Raw genomic sequence first — 26188 nt, forward strand, 5'->3', positions numbered from 1 at the left:
AGGAACTAGAAATGAAAAAGTGGGTATTTATTTCTTTTTTTATTGCATGCACAATCTGTGTAGGCGTTTATATATCACCGTTATTTCAAAAAGAAATTGATGTGAAAATCGATGGAGAAAATAGTGCAGTAAAGAATGCAAATATGGAGCAGGTAGAGGTTGCAAAAGAACAAATTTACAAAGGGGATCTATTATTAGTTAACAAAGATTACCCAGTAAAAAAAGATAGTATTAGGTCTGATATTATAAATGTAAATCATAATAGTGAATTAGTGAGAGGCTATGTAATATTTGATAGAAATCTTCGTTTATCAAAGGATGTTGTGAAAAAGTTTTTGAACGTTGTCGATGCGGCTGGCAAAGAAAGTGTTAACCATTTTTTGATTAGTAGTGGTTATAGAGATTTCCAAGAGCAAAAACAGCTATATGAAAAAATGGGATCTGATTATGCACTTCCAGCAGGATACAGTGAACATAATTTAGGATTATCACTGGACATTGGGTCTACTCAAAAGAAAATGGAGAAAGCGCCTGAAGGAAAATGGATTGAAGAGAACGTATGGAAGTATGGCTTTGTATTACGTTATCCGAAAAATAAAAGTAACATTACTGGAATTCAATATGAGCCATGGCATATCCGTTATGTCGGCCTACCTCATAGCGCAATTATGCAAAAAAAGAATTTTACACTAGAGGAATATTTAGAGTTTTTAAAAGAGGAAAAAGAGGTTTCAACTGAAGTAGAAGGTAAGAAATATACTATTTCTTATTATAAAGTTTCTGAGAATACGAAAGTGAACGTTCCAGCAAACAAGCAGTATGAAATTTCCGGGAACAATATGGATGGGGTTATTGTGACGGTTCAGGAATAGAGAAAAAGGCTGTGCCATTTGGGACAGCCTTTTCTTATATAAGAAAGGAAGTGACGTTTTTTGTCGGTAAATCGATATTCTTTGTCGAATCGTTAATATATTATAAGTTATGATAGATATAATTGAAAAATCGTTGATATATTGTAAGTTATGATAGATATATTCAAAAAATCGTTGATATAATTTCCTATACTATTAGCATTTTGGAGGAGCATCTTTTTATGTATTTTTAAACATTATAACGTTATATTTACTTTTCGTTTTTTTCATGTTACTCTAAATATGTGAAAGAGATATAAAATGAAACTTTAATGTAAGCGTATTCTTATGGCTTCTTATAGAAAAGGGTGGAAATACAATGACAGAACGATTCGTACTACGTAATGTGAAACGTGTGAACGGGGAAGAGATTGACATTGTAATTGAAAATAATAAAATCGCACAGGTGACGAAAGCTGGTGCTGGCGAGGGTGGAACAGTTCTTGATTACTCAGGTACTTACGTATCGAGTGGCTGGATTGATTTGCACGTTCATGCTTTTCCAGAGTTTGATCCGTATGGTGATGAGGTAGATGAGATTGGCGTTAAGCAAGGGGTAACGACAATTGTTGATGCGGGTAGTTGCGGTGCTGATCGCATTGCAGATTTAGTAAAAAATAGAGAGCAGGCAAAAACGAATTTATTTGCCTTTTTAAATATTTCTCGCATCGGTTTGAAACGAATTGATGAATTATCCAATATGGAATGGATAGATAAGGAGAAAGTAATAGAAGCAGTAGAAAAGTATAAAGATGTAATCGTTGGGTTAAAGGCGAGAATGAGTAAGAGTGTCGTTTGTGATAGTGGAATTGAACCACTTCATGTTGCACGTGATTTATCTCGCGAAACATCATTACCGATTATGGTACATATCGGTTCAGCGCCTCCTCGCATTGAGGAAGTTGTACCTCTTTTAGAAAAAGATGATGTCATTACACATTATTTAAACGGGAAAGAAAATAATTTATTTGATGAAGAAGGCAAACCACTACCTGTGTTACTAGATGCAGTGAATCGCGGCGTACATTTAGATGTTGGTCATGGTAATGCTAGTTTTTCTTTTAAAGTAGCAGAAGCGGCGAAGCGTCACGATATTGCCTTTAATACAATTAGTACGGATATTTACCGGAAGAATCGTATATATGGTCCAGTGTATAGTATGGCTCACGTTCTTTCGAAATTCCTTTACTTAGGTTATCCGCTAGAAGAAGTGATTGATGCGGTTACGAAAAATGCGGCAGAGTGGCTTAAGAAACCAGAGCTTGGCCGTATTCAAGAAGGAGATATTGCAAACTTAACTTTATTTACGGTTAAAGATGAGAAGGTTACGTTAATTGATTCAGAAGGGGATCAGCGCATTGCTGAAAGAAGGATTGATACGAAAGGGGTTGTAATCAATGGGTCATTCATTGAATGCTAAGTACGGATTAAAAAGAGTAATTAATGCGAGCGGTAGAATGAGTATTTTAGGTGTATCTGCTCCTACAGATACGGTAATGGATGCGATGAAACATGGTGGACAAAATTATGTGGAAATTGCTGATTTAGTAGATAAAGCAGGAGACCATATTGCGAGAATTCTAGATTCAGAGGCAGCGGTCGTTGTGAATTCAGCATCGAGCGGAATTGCGCTTTCTATCGCTGGTATCGTTACAGAAGGAAATCGCCGTAAAAGTGAAAGACTTCATCAAGAGGTCATCGCGAAAAACGAAGTGATTATGTTAAAAGGTCATAACGTTCAATACGGAGCTCCTGTTGAAACGATGATTTACTTAGGTGGAGGAAAACTCGTTGAAGTTGGCTACGCAAATGAAGGGAAAGCAGAACATATTGAAGATGCGATTGGCGAAAATACAGCAGCAATTCTTTATGTGAAATCACATCATGCAGTGCAAAAAAATATGATTTCTGTTGAAGAAGCATGGGAAGTAGCGCAGCGAAATAACGTACCACTTATCGTTGATGCGGCAGCTGAAGAAGACATTCAAAAATATGTGAAGTATTCAGACCTTGCCATTTATAGTGGTTCAAAGGCAATTGAAGGACCTACTTCTGGTATTGTTGGCGGTAAACGAAAATATATCGAATGGCTGAAAGTGCAATTACATTGCATCGGAAGAAGTATGAAAGTCGGGAAAGAGACAACTTTTGGCTTACTTCAAGCGCTTGATGAGTACGGAGTAAAAGAAGATAAGAGCGAGCAAGAAAAAGAGCAATTACAAGTACTTATGCCGCTAAAAGAATTAAATGGTGTAAATGTAACGATCGTTCAAGATGAAGCTGGAAGAGCAATCTTTAGAGCTCGTATTCATATTAACGAGAAAGAGTTAAACAAATCAGCAAGAGATGTTGTGACTGCATTACGCGAAGGGGAAATCGCTATTTATACACGTGATTACGGAGTAAGACAAGGATTCTTTGATATTGATCCACGTCCACTTCAAGGTGATGACATACATGTGATTGAAGAAAAATTGAGAGAAATCGTAGGGGGAAACTAAAATGACAAACATTCAAAAACGTTTTTATAAAGGCCGCGTAGCATTAAATGTATTGGCAAACAATATAGAAAATGCGAAAGATATTTTTGAAGCAGCAGAAGGTTATGTAGTAGTAGGAGTGTTATCAAAAGACTATCCAACAGTAGAAGAAGCTGTTACAGCGATGAAAGCATACGGAAAAGAAATTGATGACGCTGTATCAATCGGACTAGGCGCAGGAGATAATCGCCAAGCGGCAGTTGTAGCTGAAATTGCGAAGCGTTATCCTGGTAGCCATATTAACCAAGTGTTCCCCTCAGTTGGAGCGACACGTGCAAATCTTGGCGAAAAAGATAGCTGGATTAATAGTTTAGTATCGCCAACAGGAAAAGTAGGTTACGTAAATATTTCTACTGGCCCAATTAGTGCGGCTGGAGAAGAAAAAGCAATCGTTCCAATTAAAACAGCGATCGCACTTGTACGTGATATGGGCGGAAATTCATTGAAGTACTTCCCGATGAAAGGTTTAGCTCATGAAGAAGAGTATCGCGCAGTTGCGAAAGCTTGTGCAGAAGAAGGCTTCGCATTAGAGCCAACAGGCGGAATTGATAAAGAAAACTTCGAAACAATTGTACGTATTGCGCTTGAGGCAAATGTAGAGCAAGTTATCCCGCACGTATACTCTTCTATTATTGATAAAGAAACTGGTAATACGAAAGTAGAAGATGTTCGTGAATTATTAGCAGTCGTGAAAAAGCTAGTTGATCAATATGCGTAAGAAAATTGCAGCATTCGGCGAAGTAATGATGCGCCTGCAAGTACCTGGATATGAATTGTTGTCGCAAGCTAACACGTTAAATTACTCATTTTCAGGTACAGGTGTGAACGTTGTAGCGGCACTTTCTCACTTAGGGCATGAAGGGCTTCTTATTTCAACTTTACCGGAAAATTCGGTTGGAGATGCAGCTGTATCTTACATTCAAAAGTTAGGGATTCAAACTTCTCTTGTTTCAAGAGGCGGTAAATATGTAGGTATGTATTTTTTAGAAAATGGATTCGGTGCACGTGCAAGCCGCGTTACATATTCGAATCGATTAGAAAGTAGCTTCAATACGGCATGTGAAGAAATGTATCAATTTGAAGAAATCGCAAAGGAAATTGATATCGTTCATTTTTGCGGTATTACACTTGCGATGAATGATACTGTGCGTCATCATATGAAATCTTTAGCGAGAGCAGTTAAAGAAAACGGAGGAACCGTCGTTTTTGATTGTAATTATCGTCCCTCACTTTGGGGAGAAGACGGATATGAACAGGCAAAACCACATTATGAAGAAATGCTAGGACTCGCTAATATCGTTATGATGAATGAAAAAGATGCGATGTTCGTTCTTGGGATGAAAACAGAAGAGACGGAGCGTGAGGCGCAGCTGCTGGATCTCATTCCAAAGGTAGCTGAAACGTATCATATCGCTACAATCGCTGGTACTCATCGCTCTATTAACAGTGATAATACACATTCGCTTCGCGGGTTTATATGTAAAGATGGTTCGTTCACTTTTGCAAAAACACTTACGTTTTCTGTATATGATAGAATAGGTGCTGGAGATGCTTATACGAGCGGAATTATTCATGGCGAGATAAAAGAGTTTGCACCAGAGAAAGCTGTTTCATTTGCGTCAGCAGCTGGAATGCTAGCACATACAATCGTCGGTGATACGCCAATGTCATCAGAGAAAGATATACTTCGGGCGATGACGGCATCAGTAGGTGATGTAGAAAGGTAGTGGGTGTAACAGTGAACGTAACGAGGAAAAAAGGACCATTATATTTACAAATAAAAAATATTATTCGTGATCGAATATTGCATGGCGTATATGCGATTCATACGAATATTCCTTCAGAACCGCAATTAGAAGAAGAGTTCAAAGTTAGTAAGATTACAGTGCGTAATGCGATTAAAGAACTCGCTCAAGAAGGATATTTGGAAAAGAAGAGCGGCAAAGGAACGAAAGTGATTCGTAATACTTCTGCGACAAAACTGTCAAAGGGTAAGAAATTTACAGAAGTGTTAGTGGAAGAAGGATATAAAGTACAAAAGAAATTATTAAAAGCAGAAATCGTTCATAATGAGGAAGGAACAGTGCCGTTTCGATTATTCGGTAAAGAGAGTTTTCGTATCGAGCGCCTATATATGTTAAATGATACGCCGTACATTCATTATACGCACTATTTCTCAGCTCAAATGGCAAGTACAGATTTATCGGACTTTGATTTACAATCGCTTTACGATTTAGTTGAGGACCGAGGTATACATTTAGAAAACTTCAGAGATGAATTCGCAGTTGGACTTGCGCCTAATTTCGTTGCAGAAGCGCTAGGTGAAAAAGAGGGAACAGCGTTATTAAAACGCATGCGCTATTCTTACGATGAAGTTGGCGAAGTAATTGAATATAGCGAAGGCTACTACAATACAGAAATGCAGCATTATGTAGTTAATTATGACGTATAAAAAAGAGGGGATGTTCCCTCTTTTTTTATAAAGTGAAACGTGGAGGAGGGCATCACCCACTGATCACCAATAGGGGTAAAAGTAAGGGGAATGAGAGATGGATATATACTTATTAATCGTCACGTTACTTGCTATCACAATTGTTATTTTAGGGGTATCATGGTGGAAATGGCATGCATTTATTAGTTTAACAGTTGCGAGTTTGTTTTTAGCTATTATGTCTGGACTGAACTTAACGAAAATAGTCACTGCCTATGAAACTGGTGTTGGTAGTGTACTAGGGCATTTAGTTGGTATTTTGGCACTTGGGACTATACTCGGGAAAATGATGTCTGATTCAGGAGTAGGCATGCAAGTTGCAGATTTCTTTATTCGATTTTTCGGCGTAAAAAAATTACCTTGGGCTATGTTATTTGCAGGGTTTGTTATAGGGATTCCCGTCTTTTTTGAAGTAGGGATTGTCATTTTATTACCACTTGTTATTTCAATTCGAAAAACGACGAAGCAAAACATATTATTAATTGCATTACCTGTTATTGCGGGATTATCTATCGTACATGGACTAGTACCTCCGCATCCAGGTGCTATGACAGCAATCGGTATTTATAACGCGAACTTAGGAAAGGTACTTTTATATTCATTAATTATCGCGTTACCGACGGCTATTATAGCAGGCCCAATATTTGCAAAGTGGGTACATAAGAGGGTTATACCTGAAAATGAACCGGAGCTTGTTCGAGTTACGACAGTATCAACTGATTTGCCAAGTCGTAAAGTTTCATTCTTTATTATTTTATTACCAGTTGTATTGATGATTTTATCAGTAGTTGCACCATATATTTCATTACCGAAAAAATTGACTGAATTTTTCGTGTTTATAGGAAGTCCAGTAATCGCCTTACTTATTTCATGTTTCGCAGCATTTTATTTACTTGGAATAAGACAAGGAATTAATAAAAAGATGATTAAAAAATTAACAGATGAAAGTTTATTGCCTGTCGGTTCCATTATTTTAATAATTGGTGCAGGCGGTGGATTTAAGCAAATATTAATTGAAAGCGGCGTTGGAACGGCCATTGCACAAATGGCAGAACATATTTCGTTATCACCAATTGTATTAGCTTTCATGGTAGCTGGATTAATTCGAATTGCAACAGGTTCAGCTACAGTAGCATTAACGACAGCGGCAGGGATTGTTTCACCGGTTATTCAGCACATGTCTGGTGTGAATTTAGAGCTTCTCGTTATTGCAACCGGTGCAGGTTCATTAATGTTTTCTCACGTAAATGATGCAGGGTTCTGGCTTGTAAAAGAGTATTTAGGTTTGACGGTGAAGGAAACGTTTAAAACGTGGACGGTGCTGGAGACATTGTTAGCATTTATTGCATTCGGTTTTGCCCTTTTGTTGAATATGTTTCTTTAAAAGATACCTGAATAGGTATCTTTTTTTTGATTAAGCCTAATTTCTAAAACAAGCCCGTTTTTAGGTAAGCCAAGCTTCCTATTCGCCCTGAAAACATAATATAAATGGAATCCCCTCATTTAGAACAAGAGGAACTTGTTATGAATGATACTAAAGGAGGAATAGGGTAATGAGCGAAAAGTGTGAACACAGACATGATGATTGCGATCGTAGACGTGGATGCGGAGGCGGTTTTGCGCTTCTAATCGTATTGTTTATTTTATTAATTATCATCGGTGCTAGCTGCTTCGGCGGAGGCGGCGGTTGTGGCTATGGTGGTTACGGCGGTTACGCAGGCGGCTATGGTGGATATTGCTGCTAATTATTAAAAACTATTGAAAATGGCCTTGTGCGTATTGCACAAGGCCATTTTATTCATATTTTTATATGCTGTGATAATTTATTAATGTACAGAGAACGGATTAAGAAGAAGAAAATAATCTCGATAATCCCGAAAAAGGTGAGTACGATACATGTCTCTTTTAGTAAGGAGAAAGAAAACATACTTTGTAAAAACTTAACCGCAAATAATGTGTGAACACCAGCAACGATGTAAGGAACGAAAAATAAAATTCCTAATTGAATCGTTGCAGAGCGAAACATTTCTGATTCAGTTAAGCCAAGCTTTGTAATCGTAATATACTTTTGTCTTTCAGTTGTTAAGTCATTATACATACGGAAATATAAAACACTAGCTGCTCCGATAAAGAAAATAAAGCCGAGAAATGCCCAAATAAAGAATTGAGCGACTGCATTTCCTTTACTATGAACGAGTTCATCCGTAGCTGTATAAATATAAAATGGTTTAATGAAATCTTCTTCATTTTTATGTGCTTCATACAAGGTTTCTGCATCGTGATCTAAGCTTTTTAATATATTTTTTGTTGGGACAATTGCATTTTCCCAATTTGCCACGAAGTAGTTATAGACTGTAATTGTTTCAATATGAGGAATCATATTTTCAATTACTTCATCTTGCATCACAATTAAGTGAGGTAATGCAAAGGGAGGCTCAATTCCTCTATTAATAAAACCTTTAATTTGAAATTCCTTTTTATTAGAGCCAAGTGTAATTGTGTTCTGCTTCGCAAATGGGTTAGACACGAGATTTAATAACGCTGGTGAATAGCGAGAAATATTATAAACTTGTGAAGAATCGAGAGTGATTTTTGGTCTGTTTAATTGCTGTGCTATTGCGTTATAATCACTCATTTTCATAATGGCAATTGATTCTTTTAAAGCTGTATCTTTTAAAACGGTAAACTTATATTTGTCATATTGAAAATTAGCATTTGTAAGTTCAGTTTCAATCGTAGTAATATGCTTTTGTTCAAATGCATTAACACCTTCTGATGTATAGGTGAATGGTATTGGATATCGTTCTAGTATGGGTGCTTTCGTATTATTGTTTGCAGCAAATAACCCGATAATAATTGTAAATGCAAGTGCAGATAGCATAGAAACAATAAAGAGTACATTAATATTACTGCGTGTACGAGAAACTAAATCTGAAATCCATAACATATTTATTTGTTTTAAGTAAAACTTTCTTCGTTTCTTTAAAATATAGATAAAGAGAAGAAATGTTTGTGAAAAAAATAAATACGTCCCAATCACTACAAGCGGTAAAATAGATAGCATAATTAAGAATACAGATCCATTTTGTGCATTTTTTTCCGTTATGTAGCCTTGCGGATAACCGGCAATATAATAACATAGTCCTAAACAAGTTAAAGCAAATAGTGAAATGAGTATAGATGGTTTTTTTTCGCTCTTCTCTTTGTTAACGCCCTTAATAAGCTTCGTTGTTTTTCGAGTACGAATAAACATTGGTGTAAATGTAGAAACGATTAAAAATAAAATGATAAACGTTACGGTTGTAACGATAATCGCTTCTGTTGGCCAATATAAATAGAGACCTTTCGCACTTGTTAATTTCGAAGTGACTAATAAGAAAAAGTTAGAAAATACAAGTCCACCTTGAATGCCGATAAAGATAGATAATATCCCAATTATCATGTTTTCGGTAAATAACAATCTTTTTAATTGTCTCTGTGAGATACCAAGAATAGTGAGTATCCCGAATTGCTGCTTCCGAACATTTAAAAATGTTCCAATTGAATATAAGAGAAAGAAGAACGAGAACATAACGATCACAAGCTGTGCTGTACTAGCTAAGTTCATTAGAGGATCACGTTCTTGAAAGCTTTGTACACTCTGTAAGCGTGGATGATACGCGTATACAGTAAATGAAAAGAAAACCATGATAGAAAACGCACTACTTACAAAGTAGGCGAAATATGCTTTTGAATTACGTGAGACATTTTTAAATGCGAATTGCCAAAACGTCATCCACGTCTGCCTCCTAATAAGGCTAGAACATCTAATATTTCTTGATAAAACTTCTCGCGATATAATCCGCGGTGCAGTTCATTGTAAAGCTCTCCATCTTTAATGAAAATAACACGGTTACAATAACTTGCCGCAAACGGATCGTGCGTAACCATTAAAATCGTTGCATCTTCTTCTTTGTTTAATTTCGTAAATAACTCCATTACATCAATAGCGGCTTTTGAATCCAGGTTCCCTGTCGGTTCATCGGCTAGTAAGAGAGAAGGGTGATGAATAACAGCGCGTGCTACTGCAGTACGCTGTGCTTGTCCTCCAGAAACTTCAAAAATACGTTTGTCCAAAATATGATCAATTCCAAGCTTTTTTGAAATGTTATCAAGCTTTTCATCCATTTCTTTTAATGGAACATTATCTAATGTTAAAGGTAGTACGATATTTTCACCGATTGTTAGTGTATCTAGTAGGTTAAAGTTTTGGAAAACAAATCCTAACTCTTGGCGGCGGAAAATAGCTAACTTCTCTCTACGAAATGTGTGTGGTTTTTTTCCGTTAATAACGACGTCACCAGAAGTAGGAGAATCAATTGTAGAAATAACGTTTAAAAATGTAGATTTTCCGCTACCAGATGGTCCCATAATGGCAACGAATTCACCTTTATCTACGTGTAAATTTATATTTTTTAAAGCAGTATGAGGGACTTTTCCCTCATACACTTTTGAGACATTTTTTATGTGTAATACTTCTTCCATAATAATCACCTTTCTAATTTTAAAACTTAATATGTTGTGATAATTTTTGCATATAAAAGGAACGAATTAAAAGGAAAAATAAAATTTCAACTGTTCCAAAAATCAACAGTACGACTGTAATCTCAGCGAAGAACGAGAGATGTAAAACTTCTTGTAGCATCTTTGTCGCAAACATCGTATGGATTGATGCCATAATGTAAGGCACGAAGAAAAGAATCGCAAGCTGAATTGTCGCTGAACGTTTCATTTCAGTTTCAGTTAAGCCAATTTTCGTAATCGTTATATATTTTTCTTGCTCATTTGTTAAATCTGTATACATTCGGAAGTAAAGAACACTACCAGCCCCGATAAAGAAAATAACACCTAAGAAAGTACCAATTAAGAAAAATGAAGCGACATTTAGTTTTGTTGTGTATAGAGAATCGCTTGCTTCACTTGCATGGAACGGTGGGTGCTCTGCTTGAATCGCTGCATTATCGTTATCGATTTTTGTGATAAATGATGAACCGATATTATGTGCTTTTTCCCAATCTGTAACTTTGAAGTTATATACACTCATTTGTTTGGAAACGGTGGATAAAGCTTCTACATTTTCATCAGATAAAATGAGCAACTTTCGTATTAAACTATTTGGAAATGGATTATAACTTTTATATTCTTTTACTTGCAAATGTAAAGAATTTTGAGCAAGTGTAAGAGTACTTTTCTTTTCTCTATCATGTAGTGTTCCAACGACTTGAGCATCTAAATCTTTAATTAGGACATAAGATTCATTCTTATTCACCGTGAGTTTTTCCAAATTTAACGCTTTAGCAAGTACATTATAGTCACTTTGTTTAATTGCATAATAGAGCTGCGTGTTATCTTCAGCCGAAGATACTTCATATATATCCGTTTTAAATTTCGTATAAGTAAAATGCTCTTCATTAAATTTCTGCTCTAACCAGTTTAAATGTTCATCAGCTAATGTATTTTCAGTATGCGATAAATATGTAAACGGGAAAGGGTTTTGTCTAATTGCATCAAACTTTGTAAATTTCCCAAAACCGTATAAGAATGTAATCATTGTAAAAGCGAGTGTTGATAGCATCGCTACAATAAAAAGCATGTTAATGTTTGTCCGAATGCGCGCTGCTAAATCCGAAATCCAAAGCATATTAATTCGTTTCATATAAAACGTTCTTCGCATTTTTAAAATACGAATAAGTAAAAAACTAATTTGTGAAAAGAAAAAGTATGTTCCAGCTGCAATAAGCGATGGAATAACAAATATACTAGAGACGGCATATAAAAGCCCAATGATATCGCCTAACGACATAAAATATAATGGATTGGATTCTAATACATATCCAGTTATTAAACATGTCGCACCAAATAGAGAGATGAGTACGGATGCTTTTCTTTCTTTTTGTTGTGTTCCTTCTTTTAAAAGACGTACGGCTTTTCTCGTACGAATGAGCATCGGTGTAAAAGATGATACGAGAATGAAGAGCCCGAGAAAGATGATGATAGTTAAAACGATAGCACTTGTAGGCGGATATAAATATAAACCAGGTACGTGTGTAATTTTGGCGGTAACTAATAAAAAGAACTGTGAAAAGACAACTCCAAGTTGAATGCCAAAAAATATAGAAAGAGCACCAATTAACATATTTTCTATAAATATGAGTCGCTTTAATTGTTTTTGAGATATGCCAAGTACTGTTAAAATCCCGAACTGTTTTTTTCGTACTTTTAAAAACGTCCCGATTGAATACAGTAAAAAGAAAAATGAAAAGAACACAATGACAACTTCTGAAATTGTCATTAATATGTTCAGAGAATAATTCACGTCTGTCATATGCAATTTAGGATGAAATAAATAAACTGCAAATGAGAAAAAGATTGCGATGGAGAACGCACTGCTTACAAAATAGGCGAAATAAGCTCTGGCGTTCCGCGTCACGTTTTTAAATGCAAACTGCCAAAATGTCATTCACCTGAACCTCCTGATAGGGTGAAGATGAGAAGAGCATAGGAAATACTCTTTTCATCAAGTTTGTTTTAAATATTTTGTCCACTCGTGTATTGTGATAATTTTTGCATATAAAGTGAACGAATGAATACGAAAAATACGATTTCAACGAATCCAAAAATAATAAGAACGGCTGAAACCTCTTTGAACAGAGATAAACCAATTACATCTTGTAGCATTTTTGTTGCGAACATTGTATGAATGGATGCCATAATGTACGGAATGAAAAATAAAATACTAAGTTGAATGGTTGCAGATCGTTTCATCTCTGTATCTGTTACACCGATTTTAGAAATCGTTATATATTTCTCTTGTTCGTTCGTCAAATCCGTATACATTCTAAAGTAAAGAACGCTACCAGCTCCAATGAAGAAGATAACTCCTAAAAATGTCCCGATTAGGAAGAATGCAGCACTGCCAGATGTTATTTTGTATAACGAACCTGCTGATTCAAAGGGGCGAATAAGAGGTCCTTCATACTGGGATGTATCTCGATCTTTTTGTACTTTTTCCATAAAATTATCAGCAATTTTATATGTCTGTTCCCAGTTTTGAATTTTGTAATTGTATGCTGATATATGCTTTACGGTGCTAGGTAAGTTATTTACGATAACATCAGGCAAAACTATCGTTTGATATGAAAAGCCAGCTGGAATTGCATTCACATGCTCATAGCCTTTCACTCGTAATTTCGTATTTGTACTAGAGAGTGTAATGTAATCTCTTTTGTAGCTTTGCTCAAATTCGTTGAATATGGTGATATAAGATGTCCCTGTTAGCACATATGCTTCGTTATCATCCATAAATAGTTGTTTCATTCGTAAAGAATCTGCAAGTTTGTTATAGTCACTTTGCTTAATTGCGTATACATCATTAAAAATGGCTACATCTTTATCTTCTTTTAGTGGTGTTTCATATATATCAGCTTTTATTTTTTGATAAGAGAAATGCTCTTTTTGTAATTGTTGCTCAAGCCAATTTAAATGCTCTGTAACAAAAGGGTTCGCATCATAAGAAAAATAAGAAATTGGGAAAGGAGAAGTTCTATTAACTTCTAGCTTAATAAATTTCCCGAATCCATATAGAAACGTAATCATTGTGAAAGCGATAGTAGATAGCATCGCTACAATAAAAAGCATATTAATATTCGTTCGAATACGGCTTGCTAAATCCGAAACCCAAAGCATATTAATCCGTTTCATATAAAACTTCCTTCTCTTCTTTAAAATATAAATAAGTAAGAAGCTAATTTGTGAAAAGAAGAAATATGTTCCGATTGTAACAAGCGTTGGGATAACGAAAATACTTGAGACCATATATATAACACCGATTTGCGGGCTTACTGATACGAAATATTTAGGATTTCCAGCTAATGCATAACCACCAAATAAACAGATCGCACCAAATAATGAAACAAGTATGGATGGTTTTCTTTCCTTTTGTTTTCCACCATTTGTTTTTAAAAGGTGTACCGCTTTTTTTGTACGAATAAGCATTGGTGTGAATGCAGATACAATGATAAAAAGACTAAGGAAAACAATGGTTGTTAAAATAAACGCGTTAGTAGGACCGTATAAATATATTCCTGGAACATGCGTAAGTTTGGCTGTTACTAATAAGAAAAATTGCGAAAAAACAACTCCAAACTGCATACCGAAAAAGATAGATGAAATCCCGATTAACATATTTTCCATGAAGACGAGACGGTGTAATTGTTTTCTCGATATTCCTAAAATGGTCAAAACCCCAAATTGTTTTTTTCTAACTTTTAAAAAAGTACCAATGGAATATAGTAAAAAGAAGAAAGAGAAAAATACAATTACTACTTCTGAAAATACCATTAATCCTGAAATTTCAGAAGTCATGTCAAAGTTTTGTAATTTCGGATGGAATAAGTAAACAGCAAACGAAAAGAACACAGCAATGGAAAAGGAGCTACTTACAAAGTAAGCAAAATAAGCTCTTGAGTTGCGCGTGACGTTTTTAAATGCAAATTGCCAAAATGTCATAGATTATACCTCCGGCTAGAAGATATAGAAGTAGTTGTATTGCAAAAAATGTATGAGAGTGAGTTCTCATACATTTTGCTTGCATATGTTACGATCATGCTTCGGTCACCTTCTCCGTATGTTCTGCCTGATTATTTGCAGCGTTGTGGAAGATGATTTTAATCGTCGTTCCTTTACCAACTTCCGAATCTAATTTGACCGAGTGACCTAAATAATCACAAATCTTACTTACAATATAAAGTCCCATACCAGTAGATTCTCCAAATGCGCGACCGTTTTTCCCAGTGTAAAACGGTTCAAATACTCTTCGAATATCTTCTTGCGGAATACCAACACCTTCATCACGAACTTCTAAAATAATATCTTTTCCGTTTCGGTAAGCAGATAAGAAAACTTTCTTTCCGCGCTCACCAGAGTAACGAACAGCATTTGTCATTAACTGATAGATGATAAATTTTAGCCATTTCGCATCAGAAGTAACTTTTAAATCAGAATGGACTTCTAAAACAGGGAAGACACCATTACGAATGAATAGTTCTTTTAATCCATTAATATTTTTTGTTACCGTATCTTTTAATGAAATCGTCTCGACATGGAAATCTTCATGGAAGTTATTTAACCTAGCCATGTATAAAGCCATATCAAGCCCTTGGTTTAGACGCTCTAATTCTTTTTTAAACTTTGGAATTAAATGCTCGTCTTCCATTTCTAGCACCATAAGCTGCATAACAGAAACAGGTGTCTTCATTTGATGTACCCAATGGTTAATGAATAATTGATGTTCTTGTTGTTTTACTTCATACGATTGTAGTTCTTTTTGGAAGAGGCGGTACTGCGTACGCACGAGTTCATTGACACCGTGAGGCATCGGAGCAGTCGCTCTTTCAATAAACGCATCTTCCATTTTTTCAGGTTGCTCACTTAATCTATGGTACATTCTACGATTGCGAACGTAACGGTAAGCGAGGAAACAAATGAATAAATATAAACTTAAAACGACGAAGTAAAATTTATTATTTTGAAATCCATCTACTGCATCATAAAGAACGAAAATGATACCGAAGTTTAATATGTACAGTAGGAAAAATGCAAAATGATCACGTAAAAATAGCTTCATGCTTATTCACTCCAAGTTGCGTTAAAACGATATCCAAGTCCACGTACTGTTTCAATAGAGTTCTCAATACCAAGCTCATTAAACTTTTTACGAAGACGCGTAATGTTTACGTTTAATGTATTTTCTTCAACGAAGCTTTCGTCATCCCAAAGCGCAGCTAATAAATCTTCACGGCTTGCTGTACGAGGGAATTTAGATAATAACATTTCAGCTAAAATAGCCTCTTTCTTCGTTAAAAGAACTTGTTCAGATCCGAAGTGAATTTCAGGACGTTCTGGGAATAGTTTTAAACCTTCTACTTCAACGATACGTTCAGAAATATTTGGTGCATAATCACCGTAAATACGACGTAATTGTCCTTTAATTTTCGCCATTACAACGTCGTAGTGGAATGGTTTTGTAATGTAATCATCCGCACCGCTTTCAATTGCCATAATTTGTTCCATCTCACCAGCACGCGCTGAAATGAAAATAATTGGACAAGTAGATTCATGACGAATTTGACGGCACCAGTAGAAACCATCGAATTTCGGTAAGTTTACATCAAGTAAAACAAGATGTGGTTTCACAGCGTTAAACGATTCCATAATATCATCGAAATTCTCCGCTACCACAGCCTCATAACCGTACTTCTGAATGTGAGATTGCAGTAATGATGAAATATTTGGATCGTCTTCAACGATTAAAATTTTATACATATGTATATTCCTCCTAAAAAAACAATTGTAGCTATAGTGTATCATGTGTTTCAAGTCTTTTCATTATGTTGAAAGATAAGCTAGTAAACAGTATAGGTCAAAAGTGTGAAAAGTAAAAAGTATTATATTTTTTTATGAAATTTGGAACTTTATTTTGCTTACCGTCCAATATATAGTGAGAACATCGTTAAGGAGGGGGCACTACTTGGCAAGTAATGAAGAGATACATACCTGGATAGAACGCTTATTAAAAGGTGATGAGGAGGCTTTTGAATTTATATTTAACTTAACAAGTCAGCGAATCTATGAAACCGTCTTTGCTATAGTTAAAAATCGACATGATACAAATGAAATCGTAAATGAAATCTACTTTCAACTTTGGAAATCTATTTCAACATATGATCAATCTAGACCGTTTCTATTTTGGTTGAATGGAATTGTTTACAAGCAGATTAGTCAGTGGAGAAAACACATATGGAAGAGGATGCGCTTATTTGAAAAACAACAATTAAATGATGAGACAGTTGTAGAGGTTCCAGAAAAAGTATTATTAAGAAAAGAAACAGAAGAGCAGTTAATAAGGGTGATACAAGAACTACCATTTAAGTTTAGAGTAGTAATCGTTTATCGCTTTTATCATGATTACAAGTATGAAGAAATTGCAGAACTATTACAAATGCCTATAGGTACAGTAAGATCTAGAATTCACAGAGCGTTAGAAAAAATTCGGAATCAATCTAGTATAGAAATAGATGAGGAGGAATCTAATTCAAATGTCGTTTTCAAATGAATGTAAAAAAGCAATGAAACAAGAGGTCCCAAAAGAGGTTAAAGAGCGTGCTTATCAATCCTTTAGTCAAATGTATAAAAAAGATAATAAAAAGAAGACGAAAAAGAAATTATTAATAGCAGGTTTAATAGCGGCTGTCATTATACCGACGAGTACAATGGCATTAAACAATTCCTATTTTGCAAAGCCAGAGGTAAAGTTAAATGAAATGATTGGTGAAGAAGTGAAAAAGGATGCTGCGAATGGGAAGTCCATACAGTTAAACGAAAAAGTAGTAGATAATGGTATTACTCTTCATGTAAAAGAAATATTAATTCAAGATGCTAAAATACTTGTTTATTATCGATTTGAACAGCAAGATGGATCGCTTGTTCCTTATAAATTTAATACAACTGGGCTTGATATTACAAAAGATGGTAAAGAAGACGGGAAACAAGTGGAGAGCCCACATTATAAAAATAAGAAATTTAATGCTGTCCAATACTTACATTTTCTTAGTAACACTCGTATCGATAATTTTCAAAAAGATCGTATTGGTAATCCGGATGCATCAGATACAGATATATTTTATGTAACGAATCAAGCGGGGGAAAGTTTTGACACAGTGTTAGCTGCTCATGATAAACCAGAAGGAGTAATGGTTTTTGAACCGTTAGAAGGTGAAAGATTTCCAGACTTCTTATCTGTAAATATTAATATTAACAGAATTGGAGGGACGGAAGGAACTTGGACAATGAAAATTCCAGTGGATATGGCGAATAAAACTGTCCAAAAGGACTCTACAAAGAACGAATGATTTCTTACTTATATGTAATAGAATCCATACTAGGTGTGTGAAGCATGATTAGTTATTGGTTAAATGAATTCGGAACGATAGTAGGTATGTCCTTTATTATAAGTTTGATTATCTTTTGGATTTCTTCGTTTGTTAATAAAATAATAAAGTTTAAATAAAAACAGCTCTTCCTTTATATTAGAAGAGCTGTTTTCTTTTTTTACTCTCCGTAATCTTTAGATTTTACTCCATATAGTAATTGACGTAGGTCAGAAGTGGAAAAAATAAAAAGGGCTGTATACATAATTGACAATTAACTGAAATCATTTTAACATTTAGATAAATATCTAAATGTCTAATTATCGAAAGGAAGAAAGACATTGAATCAAGCATTCAAAGCATTAGCAGATCCAACAAGGCGAAAAATTTTAGACTTATTAAAAGAAGGCAATCTAACCGCTGGTGAAATTGCTGAACATTTCAATATGACAAAACCAAGTATTTCACACCACTTAAGCGCACTTAAAAATGCTGAACTTATTCAAGATGAAAAGAAAGGGCAATTCGTTGTGTACTCTTTAAACACAACGGTCTTTCAAGATTTGTTGACTTGGGTGTTTACATTTACGAATAAGGGGGAAGAGGGGAAATGAAAAAGCATATATTTCCGTTACTATTAATTGCTTTAACGATTATTGCATGGTGCGCTGCATGGCCTTATTTACCGGGAGAGGTTCCGAGTCATTGGAACATTGATGGTGAAGTAAATGGGCATATGTCAAAAATGGGAATGTTGATTTTTGATGTAGCAATTATGATTTTTATATATGTATTAGTAACTGTATTGCCTAAGATAGATCCAAGGTACGAGAACTATAAAAAATTTCCTAAAGCACTTGGAAGGATTAATGGAGCAATTTTATTTTTCTTATTTACTATTAATATGATGACACTAGCAAATGCTTTAGGATATAACATTCCAATTGGAATTGTTGTGAACATAATGGTCGGTATCCTTTTTGTAGTGCTCGGCAATTATATGCAGCAATGTAAACCAAATTTCTTTATAGGTATTAAAACACCATGGACTTTAAGTAGTGAAGAAGTGTGGAGAAAAACGCATAGGATAGGATCAAAGATTATGATGATTGGCGGTATTGTAATCATATTTTCCTCGTTCCTTCCGGGAATGTGGAAAATGATTAGTTTGTTAAGTGTTGTAGTCGTACTGGTTGTTGGTACGATGGTATATTCTTATATTGCTTATAAAAAAGAAATAGGGGCCTAATAAAAAATTATGGGGGAGAGAGGATGAAAAGACACATATTACCATGGAGTTTAATTATTGGCATTGCAATTGGATGGTATATTGTATGGCCATATTTACCAGAACAAATTCCAAGTCATTATAATGCGGCAGGAGTAGTAAATGGATATTTTTCTAAAGTAGAAGCAAGTTCATTCTCGATAGGTAGTATGGTAGTGCTCTATATGATGTGGATAGTTTTTGGATTCATAAAAGATAAGTCTACACAGCAATCCAAAGTTCTTTCAGCGATTAATTATGCCATTCTCTTTATCGGGTTTGGATGTAACATATTTGCACTATTAGCAGCGTCTAATTATATTGCATCGGGCTCAATTGCATTTAATTTTGGACTTGGAACATTGTTTCTTGTACTAGGTAATTACATGCAACAAACGAAGCCGAACGGGTTAGTAGGCATTCGAATGGACTGGACATTAGAAAATCCTGTAGTTTGGAGAAAAACACACCGATTTGCTTCGAGGGTATTTGTAATAGGTTCACTTTGTATATATGCTGGGGCTTTGCTTCCAGATCCATTTAATATTTTTATGGGGATTGGAATCATATTAATATGCATTATCGTATCAACAATAAAGTCATATAGTATTTATAAAGAAGAGTTGAAAATGTAAATAAAGCTGCTTTTCCTTTTAGGGAAGAGCAGCTTTGTTTTTTTATCACTTCTTCAAAACCGGTATCCAAATTTCACTTTTAAAGTTTGGAGAAGATATGTCTTTCTGTTCATTCCACAATATTTCCGGTCCTTCCGCTAGTTCATAGTTCGAAGAAGGAAACCATTCAGAATAAATACGCCCCCATACATTTTGTAATGCATCAGGAAATGGACCGACAGCTTCGAATATAGCCCATGTTGAAGCTGCAACTTCAAGCTGCGCGAATTGCTCTGGACAATCCTTTGTTGTGGCTACTCCAATATAGTGATCAAGTTCTCCCTTTTCCGCCATTCTTCCTTCAGAAAAATTAGTAGAAGCACTAATAATTCCAGTAGGTTCAATGTTTGAAAGGGACTTTAATGTTTGAATAGACTCTGGGTTTAAACTTTTCCACATAGAAGCAATTTCTTCATTTACACCGTTAAAAACGATTGGGACTCGTTTTGTAATACCTATAATTCGAAATGGCTCTTTTTCTTCAATTCGATAGTTCATTTCATTTCCTCCTTGAATAGATAATTGGAAGGTCATTGGTGAATAAGCCTTCAAAGAATGGCTACTATTTCGGGCCTCTGAAGGTGTTATACCGTGCAAGTTTTGAAATGCACGAGCGAATGAATCTGGTGAGTTGTAGCCATATTTTATAGCGATATCAATGACTTTTACATTGTTGTTTTTTAGTTCAAAGGCAGCGAGAGTAAGACGTCTACAGCGAATATATTCTGATAGTGATATGCCAGCTAAAAAAGAAAACATTCTCTTGAAATGATATTCGGAGCAGTAAGCTATTTTTGCGACTTCCTTAAAATCAATTTCATGTGTAAGGTTGTCTTCGATATACTGCATTGCAGCATTCATATTTTTAAGTGAATCCATATTATGACCTCCTCTGTACATAGAATAGCAGGAATGAAATAGCTCCATCCGACATTTCGTGCACAACTTTGTAGGGTACATTTTTCACCTTACAAAATTGTAATGTTCCTGTAAGGAGAATGAATGGATGGTATGATATCCCAATGTTATAGTAACAAAGTACTTTAATTCATTACGTTAACTTTTTGATTTCTTTACTTATGTGCCTTACATAACTGTCATGTTTGTGTAAGAAACATCGATAGTGGCAAGAGTAGAGAGTGTATATAGTTGAAAATAGAGAATAGAAGAAATGAGGGATGTCGAGATGAAAACAGTGTTAGAAGCAAAAAATATTGAAAAAGTATATGACACGGGTGGTAACAAATTTGCAGCGTTAAAAGGTATTAACTTACAAGTAAAAGAAGGTGAGTTCGTTGGAATTATGGGACCTTCTGGTTCTGGTAAGACGACTTTACTAAATGTTCTTTCTACAATTGATAATGCGACGAACGGTGAAATTTTAATTGATGGCAAAGATATCGTGAAAATGAATGACGATAAGTTAGCGTTATTCCGCCGCGATCATTTAGGTTTCATTTTCCAAGATTATAACTTATTAGATACGTTAACAGTGAAAGAGAATATCGCTTTACCACTTGCGTTATCAAAGGTGAAAGCGAGTGAGATTGATCGCCGCGTTCTTGAAATCTCAAAGAAATTTGGCATTGATCATATTTTAAGTCAGTTCCCATATCAAGTATCTGGTGGACAGAAGCAGCGCTGCGCAGCATCGCGTGCAATCGTTACGAATCCAAGTATGATTTTCGGGGACGAGCCAACTGGAGCGCTTGATTCTAAATCTGCAACAGATTTACTTGAAAGTATGAAGTCATTAAATGAATATGATAACTCAACAATTTTAATGGTAACGCATGATGCATTTGCAGCAAGTTATTGTAAACGAGTTATTTTCATTAAAGATGGTGAACTATATAAAGAATTGCACCGTGGTGAATCAACGCGTAAACAGTTCTTCCAAAAAGTCGTTGACGTAATGTCTTCTATTTCTGGAGGTATGGCTGATGACCTTATCTAGCATTGCCCTCCGCAACATACAGCGGAACTTTAAAGACTACTTTGTATATTTCGCATCTATGATTTTTAGTATCGTTATTTATTTTACATTTAAAGCACTGCAATATAATTCACAAATGGAAAAAGCGGCAGAAGCTTCTAAAAAGATTAGCGGAGCGTTCCAAGTTTCCAGTGTGATGCTTATCATTTTCGTAGCAGTGTTCATTATATACTCGAACGGATTCTTTACACGTAAACGTAAAAAAGAAGTTGGCTTATATTCGTTATTAGGTATTCGTAAAAGACAAATTGGTAAAATGCTCTTTTATGAAAATATGTTAATGGGATTAATGTCATTAGTAATCGGGATTGCGATCGGTAGTGTCCTTTCGAAATTATTCCTTGAGTTATTAGTAAATATGATGGGATTAAATTTAAACGTTCATTTTGAAGTACCGATGGCTGCCATTATTGATACAGCAATTATTTTCTTTGTGATTATTTTATATACATCACTTCAAGGATATCGTTTAATTTATCGCTTTAAGTTAATTGAACTTTTCCGTGCAGAACGTGAAGGAGAAGCAATGCCAAAAGGATCTGTCATCATGGCATTAATTTCAGTTTTCTTAATCGGTTCAGGTTATTTTTTAGCGCTAATGTACATGAAAGCAGTTATGTATGCAGACTTTATGGTCGTTGCATTATATATTTTATTAGCGACAGTAGCAGGGACTTATTTACTGTTCATGTTCTTCACAGTATTTGTATTGAAACGTGCAAGAAATAATAAGTCAGCATTTTATAATGGTATGAATATGGTAACGACATCGCAGTTACTATATCGTATTAAAGGAAATGCGAAATCATTGGCGACAATCGCTATTTTAAGTGCAGTTACATTAACAGCGGTTGGTACGTCAGTTACGATGTATTACAACACATTTACGCAATCAAAAGTTGCTGCGCCGTATAGTTATTCCTATGAGAAAAAAGATGCAGCATTAGATAAAAAAGTAAATGAGATACTTGCTGGAGAGAAGAATAATCACCCAGTCACATATGAATCAGAAGTTGAAATGATTCCTGTGAAAGGAACATTTAAAGGTGAAAGAGCTGATCAAGTTCTGAACACACACTATAATGTTACGAATCAGTACCAGCTTATTTCTCAATCAAGCTTTAATAAACATGTGAAACATTTAGATGTAGAACCTGTAAATTTAAGTGCGAATGAAGCTTTCGTATATGATAGCTTATATATTGAGAAACTTGATTTTGGTCCTCTTTATACAGGAAATACAGCTGTATTCCCTGTTGGAAATGAGTCAAAAGAATTAAAAATTAAAGGTGTAAATAATAGAAGCCTTACAAATTTAAATGAACTATTTGTAATCGTTCCTGATAAAACATATGAGCAAATGAAACAAGTAAACGAAACGCGTACTGTAAAAAATATTGATGTAAAAGGTGAGCGAAATAGTAAAGAGTTAACAGCAAAATTAGCAAGCATTATGCCAGCTGGAGAATCAGAAGTTTTAAAACCATTTAACGATTTCTATACAGGATTCCAAATGGGGCTTGAAACGACAGGCTTAATGATGTTTATTGGGTTATTCTTAGGATTAGTATTCCTATTAGCGACAGGCTCAATCATTTACTTTAAACAATTAACAGAAGCAAGTGCTGACCGTGATCGTTACATTGTCCTTCATAAAGTTGGTGTAACGAAGCAAGAAATGAAGAAAGCTATCGCAAAACAAGTAAGCTTTATCTTCGCTATTCCGTTAGTAATCGGTATTTTACACAGCTTATTTGCACTAAAAGGTTTATCAAATATATTACCATTTGAAATTATGATTCCGCTTCTCATTAGTATTGGAGTATACGGTGTCATCTATATTGGATATTACTTCTTAACGGTTCGTTCTTATTATAAGATCGTGAGTGCGAAGTAATAAGGGGCAGCTATCGCTACACGCGATAGCTGTTTTTTTTATTCTTCATAAAATCTTAAGAAACTTCCTCAATTTTTATTAAGAAACGATAGTTATACTTAGACACAAGTTAAAAACTATCGAACGAATGAGGAGAGGTTTACATGCAGCTCATTACATTTTTACATGAATTTATAAAGCATCCAAAACATACTGGTGCAATCGCGCCAAGTTCAAAAATATTAGCAAAGAAAATGGTCGATGTAATTGATTTTAATAAAGCGAAATGTATTGTAGAGTTAGGGCCTGGCACAGGGGTTTTCACGAGAGAAATTATGAAGAGAAAAAAGAAGGAAACAATATTTCTTCTTATTGAAATTAATGAAGTATTTTTCAAAGAATTAAAAAGAAAGTTTAAAGATGAGCAGAATGTCATTGTTGTACACGGTTCAGCTGAAAATATAAAGAAGTATATGGAGGAGCTCAATATAGAATGCATTGATTACATTTTATCAGGGTTGCCTTTTACTTCTTTACCAGAAAAAGTTTCAAAGCGCATTTTAAACAATGCGATGGAAGCGATACATGAGAATGGTGAGTTCATTACATTTCAATATTCACTTGTGAAAAAAGGATTTATACAGCATTTCTTCCCTAAAATTACACTAGAAAAAGTATGGCTCAATTTCCCGCCAGCCTACGTCTTTAGTTGCAAAAAAGAACTAAGGAGAGCGTATGCATAATGGAATTACATGAATTATTATCCTATATCGAGCAATACGGTTATTGGGCATTATTTTTCTGCCTATGGTTAGGCATTATCGGTATGCCAATTCCAGATGAAATGATTGTTATGAGTGGTGGTTTCGTATCTTCAGTAGGTATATTAAGTGTTGTTCCTTCATTCGTATTAACATATTTAGGTGTTGTATCAGGGCTTTCTTTAGGATATATATTAGGGAAGGTATTTGGCACGAAGGTACTCCATAAATTGATGAAAAAGAAAAAAGCGAAGTATTTGATAAAATCACAAGAAATGGTTGATAAATACGGACAGTACGCGTTAGTTACAAGTTATTTCATACCAGTTGTAAGACATATCGTGCCGTATTTAGTTGGAATGAATAATATGTCATTTAAGACGTATGCTTTGTATTCTTATACGACAGGATTTGTTTGGACACTCGTTTATTTCGTACTAGGTTCTTTATTTGGACAACATATTGAAAGAATTGTAGCAGTTGCGATAGAGTATGGTATGTATTTTGGCGGAAGTATTGCATTGATTGTGAGTGTGTTTTATTTATACAGACAAAAAAGAAATACAGTGATGAGTAAATAAAGGAGGCGAAAGCCTCCTTTTATTATTAATATGGATTCATTTATTGAAGTGCGGATGCAAAGCCCTGTTACATTAAGAAAAAGTTAAGAAACCGTACGAGTTTTTATTAAGAAATGCTCTCTATACTTAGAAAGGTCTTATAGAAAAACATAATGAAAGGCGGAATATAGATGAAAAGATTTATTTTTGGATCATTACTGGTTATCGTCGCAGGAGCGGCATATTTATTAAAGGGGAATGCTGCAGTGGATTCCATGAATCCGTTTCTTAAATTAGAATATCGTTATGCGGTAATTGATAACGATGGAGAAGATTTAGGTGAAAATAAAGGCCGTGCATACACAGTGAACACATATGATAAGGATGGAAATAAAAAAGAGATAACAATTGATGGAGTGGATACACTGCAAAAAGGTTCCTACTGGCATGTAATTACGAGAGGAAAGTCTGTGCACGATAAAGTGCAAATAGAAGAAGAAATAATTCCTGATGGCGCGAAGGTGAAGTTAGGATTATAAGTATAGAACCGATTCTCAATAGGGGAATCGGTTTTGTTATTTTATGGTAACATGTAGAAGGGGGAGTGAGAGTTATGCTACTCATTGTTAGTCTTATATTGATTGGGATTATGTGCAGTATGAGAATAGTATCCTTACATATGATAGAACGAGAAAAGATAGAAGAGAGATATGTATATTGCCCAAAATGTGATGCGAGAATTAGAAAAGGGAATGCTGCGCCTTTTTGTTCAAAATGTAATTTAATATTTTAGAGAAGGTAAAAAGGCAACAACGAACATATTTCATTTCGTTGTTGCCTTTTTTTATGAAGAATAATAACAACTTTCTATGTTCCACTGATAATTTCTATAGTTACCTCCGCAAGAATAGTGGGTTTTTTTAAATAAAATCATTTTTAATAATTTTATTTTGGAGCTACAGACGTTGAAACATAAAATTGTTACTTATTAGTATCTATAACACTTTAAAGTGCGTACTTTTTATTGTGTTGTAGATAAGACATAATTACATACGTGAGAGGGAAATGAGTAGTGTAGAACTAAAAAGCATATACGTTATTTTTCATAACTATCGTGTTTTGATCGGTCATCCCTTTTCACATTAT

At 34.9% G+C, this 26188-nt stretch carries 26 protein-coding genes; 19 read left to right on the plus strand and 7 right to left on the minus strand.

The annotated features are described in order from the left end of the window. The first annotated feature begins 11 nt into the window (after positions 1-11). From RT27_RS02165 to RT27_RS02200, 8 genes are all read left to right on the plus strand, one after another. Positions 12-872, plus strand: a complete 861-nt coding sequence (locus RT27_RS02165) for a D-Ala-D-Ala carboxypeptidase VanY (RefSeq protein WP_043935188.1) — start codon at positions 12-14, stop codon at positions 870-872. Positions 873-1230: 358 nt separating this feature from the next. Continuing rightward, positions 1231-2331, plus strand: a complete 1101-nt coding sequence (locus tag RT27_RS02170; protein ID WP_016079915.1) for an amidohydrolase/deacetylase family metallohydrolase — start codon at positions 1231-1233, stop codon at positions 2329-2331. Then, positions 2309-3412 carry a DgaE family pyridoxal phosphate-dependent ammonia lyase gene (locus tag RT27_RS02175; RefSeq protein WP_043935189.1) on the plus strand — a complete coding sequence of 368 codons (1104 nt, stop codon included), beginning with the start codon at positions 2309-2311 and terminating at the stop codon, positions 3410-3412. Before RT27_RS02170 ends, RT27_RS02175 begins: the two co-directional genes overlap by 23 nt. 1 nt (position 3413) lies before the next feature. Next, positions 3414-4169: a KDGP aldolase family protein gene (locus RT27_RS02180; protein WP_016079917.1), complete on the plus strand. Its 756-nt coding sequence runs from the start codon at positions 3414-3416 to the stop codon at positions 4167-4169. Continuing rightward, on the plus strand, positions 4162-5178 hold the full coding sequence (locus RT27_RS02185; protein WP_001227514.1) for a sugar kinase: 1017 nt from the start codon (positions 4162-4164) through the stop codon (positions 5176-5178). Before RT27_RS02180 ends, RT27_RS02185 begins: the two co-directional genes overlap by 8 nt. Further along, a complete protein-coding gene (locus RT27_RS02190) occupies positions 5178-5903 on the plus strand; it encodes a GntR family transcriptional regulator (protein WP_043935190.1) in 726 nt (241 codons plus the stop codon). Before RT27_RS02185 ends, RT27_RS02190 begins: the two co-directional genes overlap by 1 nt. A gap of 97 nt (positions 5904-6000) precedes the next feature. Further along, the gene (gene gntP, locus RT27_RS02195; RefSeq protein ID WP_043935191.1) at positions 6001-7326 is read left to right on the plus strand and encodes a gluconate permease GntP; all 1326 of its coding nucleotides are present in this window, start codon (positions 6001-6003) and stop codon (positions 7324-7326) included. Between the two features lie 169 nt (positions 7327-7495). Further along, positions 7496-7687 (plus strand): YjcZ family sporulation protein, encoded by a 192-nt coding sequence (locus tag RT27_RS02200; RefSeq protein WP_001290386.1) that lies wholly within the window; start codon positions 7496-7498, stop codon positions 7685-7687. 53 nt (positions 7688-7740) lie between these two features. Here the strand turns inward: RT27_RS02200 and RT27_RS02205 are convergent, their stop codons facing one another. The 6 genes from RT27_RS02205 to RT27_RS02230 all read right to left on the minus strand — a co-directional run bounded on the left by RT27_RS02205 (position 7741) and on the right by RT27_RS02230 (position 16304). Next, entirely contained in the window at positions 7741-9717 is a 1977-nt protein-coding gene (locus RT27_RS02205; protein WP_016079920.1) for an ABC transporter permease, read from the minus strand. Beyond that, a complete protein-coding gene (locus RT27_RS02210) occupies positions 9714-10466 on the minus strand; it encodes an ABC transporter ATP-binding protein (protein ID WP_000393250.1) in 753 nt (250 codons plus the stop codon). Before RT27_RS02210 ends, RT27_RS02205 begins: the two co-directional genes overlap by 4 nt. A 19-nt stretch (positions 10467-10485) precedes the next feature. Further along, positions 10486-12441 carry an ABC transporter permease gene (locus tag RT27_RS02215; protein WP_043935192.1) on the minus strand — a complete coding sequence of 652 codons (1956 nt, stop codon included), beginning with the start codon at positions 12439-12441 and terminating at the stop codon, positions 10486-10488. Positions 12442-12509: 68 nt separating this feature from the next. Continuing rightward, a complete protein-coding gene (locus tag RT27_RS02220; protein WP_043935193.1) occupies positions 12510-14489 on the minus strand; it encodes an ABC transporter permease in 1980 nt (659 codons plus the stop codon). 94 nt (positions 14490-14583) lie between these two features. Next, on the minus strand, positions 14584-15606 hold the full coding sequence (locus RT27_RS02225; RefSeq protein WP_043935194.1) for a sensor histidine kinase: 1023 nt from the start codon (positions 15604-15606) through the stop codon (positions 14584-14586). A gap of 2 nt (positions 15607-15608) precedes the next feature. Continuing rightward, a complete protein-coding gene (locus tag RT27_RS02230) occupies positions 15609-16304 on the minus strand; it encodes a response regulator transcription factor (protein ID WP_000276738.1) in 696 nt (231 codons plus the stop codon). Positions 16305-16509: 205 nt separating this feature from the next. Between RT27_RS02230 and RT27_RS02235 the strand changes: the two genes are divergently transcribed. The 5 genes from RT27_RS02235 to RT27_RS02255 all read left to right on the plus strand — a co-directional run bounded on the left by RT27_RS02235 (position 16510) and on the right by RT27_RS02255 (position 19810). Next, entirely contained in the window at positions 16510-17094 is a 585-nt protein-coding gene (locus RT27_RS02235) for a sigma-70 family RNA polymerase sigma factor (RefSeq protein WP_043935196.1), read from the plus strand. Next, the gene (locus RT27_RS02240) at positions 17078-17890 is read left to right on the plus strand and encodes a DUF4179 domain-containing protein (protein WP_043935197.1); all 813 of its coding nucleotides are present in this window, start codon (positions 17078-17080) and stop codon (positions 17888-17890) included. Before RT27_RS02235 ends, RT27_RS02240 begins: the two co-directional genes overlap by 17 nt. 359 nt (positions 17891-18249) lie before the next feature. Next, the gene (locus tag RT27_RS02245; protein WP_043935198.1) at positions 18250-18522 is read left to right on the plus strand and encodes an autorepressor SdpR family transcription factor; all 273 of its coding nucleotides are present in this window, start codon (positions 18250-18252) and stop codon (positions 18520-18522) included. Further along, complete coding sequence (locus RT27_RS02250) at positions 18519-19157, plus strand: SdpI family protein (protein WP_043935200.1); 639 nt, start codon at positions 18519-18521, stop codon at positions 19155-19157. Before RT27_RS02245 ends, RT27_RS02250 begins: the two co-directional genes overlap by 4 nt. A 23-nt stretch (positions 19158-19180) precedes the next feature. Continuing rightward, entirely contained in the window at positions 19181-19810 is a 630-nt protein-coding gene (locus RT27_RS02255; RefSeq protein ID WP_043935201.1) for an SdpI family protein, read from the plus strand. 45 nt (positions 19811-19855) lie between these two features. Here RT27_RS02255 and RT27_RS02260 read toward each other — a convergent pair whose 3' ends face one another. Continuing rightward, positions 19856-20728 (minus strand): AraC family transcriptional regulator, encoded by an 873-nt coding sequence (locus RT27_RS02260; protein WP_043935202.1) that lies wholly within the window; start codon positions 20726-20728, stop codon positions 19856-19858. Positions 20729-21035: 307 nt separating this feature from the next. Between RT27_RS02260 and RT27_RS02265 the strand changes: the two genes are divergently transcribed. The 6 genes from RT27_RS02265 (at position 21036) to RT27_RS02290 (ending at position 25835) form a co-directional block, all read left to right on the plus strand. Beyond that, entirely contained in the window at positions 21036-21806 is a 771-nt protein-coding gene (locus RT27_RS02265; protein ID WP_000859656.1) for an ABC transporter ATP-binding protein, read from the plus strand. Continuing rightward, positions 21793-23742, plus strand: coding sequence for an ABC transporter permease (locus RT27_RS02270; RefSeq protein WP_043935203.1), 1950 nt, complete (start codon positions 21793-21795; stop codon positions 23740-23742). The genes RT27_RS02265 and RT27_RS02270 overlap by 14 nt, the downstream gene beginning before the upstream one ends. Before the next feature lie 143 nt (positions 23743-23885). Further along, a complete protein-coding gene (locus RT27_RS02275) occupies positions 23886-24464 on the plus strand; it encodes an rRNA adenine N-6-methyltransferase family protein (protein ID WP_043935204.1) in 579 nt (192 codons plus the stop codon). Continuing rightward, entirely contained in the window at positions 24464-25063 is a 600-nt protein-coding gene (locus tag RT27_RS02280) for a DedA family protein (RefSeq protein WP_016079930.1), read from the plus strand. The genes RT27_RS02275 and RT27_RS02280 overlap by 1 nt, the downstream gene beginning before the upstream one ends. A gap of 170 nt (positions 25064-25233) precedes the next feature. Beyond that, positions 25234-25581 carry a YxeA family protein gene (locus tag RT27_RS02285; RefSeq protein WP_016079931.1) on the plus strand — a complete coding sequence of 116 codons (348 nt, stop codon included), beginning with the start codon at positions 25234-25236 and terminating at the stop codon, positions 25579-25581. A gap of 74 nt (positions 25582-25655) precedes the next feature. Next, positions 25656-25835, plus strand: coding sequence for a hypothetical protein (locus RT27_RS02290; protein WP_043935205.1), 180 nt, complete (start codon positions 25656-25658; stop codon positions 25833-25835). Positions 25836-26188: the final 353 nt, after the last annotated feature.

This window comes from Bacillus sp. L_1B0_5, from assembly GCF_000836715.1.
GTDB lineage: Bacteria > Bacillota > Bacilli > Bacillales > Bacillaceae_G > Bacillus_A > Bacillus_A thuringiensis_S.

Coding starts and splice junctions, on each gene's coding strand:
- RT27_RS02165 (WP_043935188.1), top strand. CDS start 12: ATGAAAAAGTGGGTATTTATTTCTTTTTTTATTGCATGCACAATCTGT.
- RT27_RS02170 (WP_016079915.1), top strand. CDS start 1,231: ATGACAGAACGATTCGTACTACGTAATGTGAAACGTGTGAACGGGGAA.
- RT27_RS02175 (WP_043935189.1), top strand. CDS start 2,309: ATGGGTCATTCATTGAATGCTAAGTACGGATTAAAAAGAGTAATTAAT.
- RT27_RS02180 (WP_016079917.1), top strand. CDS start 3,414: ATGACAAACATTCAAAAACGTTTTTATAAAGGCCGCGTAGCATTAAAT.
- RT27_RS02185 (WP_001227514.1), top strand. CDS start 4,162: ATGCGTAAGAAAATTGCAGCATTCGGCGAAGTAATGATGCGCCTGCAA.
- gntP (WP_043935191.1), top strand. CDS start 6,001: ATGGATATATACTTATTAATCGTCACGTTACTTGCTATCACAATTGTT.
- RT27_RS02200 (WP_001290386.1), top strand. CDS start 7,496: ATGAGCGAAAAGTGTGAACACAGACATGATGATTGCGATCGTAGACGT.
- RT27_RS02205 (WP_016079920.1), bottom strand. CDS start 9,717: ATGACGTTTTGGCAATTCGCATTTAAAAATGTCTCACGTAATTCAAAA.
- RT27_RS02210 (WP_000393250.1), bottom strand. CDS start 10,466: ATGGAAGAAGTATTACACATAAAAAATGTCTCAAAAGTGTATGAGGGA.
- RT27_RS02215 (WP_043935192.1), bottom strand. CDS start 12,441: ATGACATTTTGGCAGTTTGCATTTAAAAACGTGACGCGGAACGCCAGA.
- RT27_RS02220 (WP_043935193.1), bottom strand. CDS start 14,489: ATGACATTTTGGCAATTTGCATTTAAAAACGTCACGCGCAACTCAAGA.
- RT27_RS02225 (WP_043935194.1), bottom strand. CDS start 15,606: ATGAAGCTATTTTTACGTGATCATTTTGCATTTTTCCTACTGTACATA.
- RT27_RS02230 (WP_000276738.1), bottom strand. CDS start 16,304: ATGTATAAAATTTTAATCGTTGAAGACGATCCAAATATTTCATCATTA.
- RT27_RS02240 (WP_043935197.1), top strand. CDS start 17,078: ATGTCGTTTTCAAATGAATGTAAAAAAGCAATGAAACAAGAGGTCCCA.
- RT27_RS02250 (WP_043935200.1), top strand. CDS start 18,519: ATGAAAAAGCATATATTTCCGTTACTATTAATTGCTTTAACGATTATT.
- RT27_RS02255 (WP_043935201.1), top strand. CDS start 19,181: ATGAAAAGACACATATTACCATGGAGTTTAATTATTGGCATTGCAATT.
- RT27_RS02260 (WP_043935202.1), bottom strand. CDS start 20,728: ATGGATTCACTTAAAAATATGAATGCTGCAATGCAGTATATCGAAGAC.
- RT27_RS02265 (WP_000859656.1), top strand. CDS start 21,036: ATGAAAACAGTGTTAGAAGCAAAAAATATTGAAAAAGTATATGACACG.
- RT27_RS02270 (WP_043935203.1), top strand. CDS start 21,793: ATGACCTTATCTAGCATTGCCCTCCGCAACATACAGCGGAACTTTAAA.
- RT27_RS02275 (WP_043935204.1), top strand. CDS start 23,886: ATGCAGCTCATTACATTTTTACATGAATTTATAAAGCATCCAAAACAT.
- RT27_RS02280 (WP_016079930.1), top strand. CDS start 24,464: ATGGAATTACATGAATTATTATCCTATATCGAGCAATACGGTTATTGG.
- RT27_RS02285 (WP_016079931.1), top strand. CDS start 25,234: ATGAAAAGATTTATTTTTGGATCATTACTGGTTATCGTCGCAGGAGCG.
- RT27_RS02290 (WP_043935205.1), top strand. CDS start 25,656: ATGCTACTCATTGTTAGTCTTATATTGATTGGGATTATGTGCAGTATG.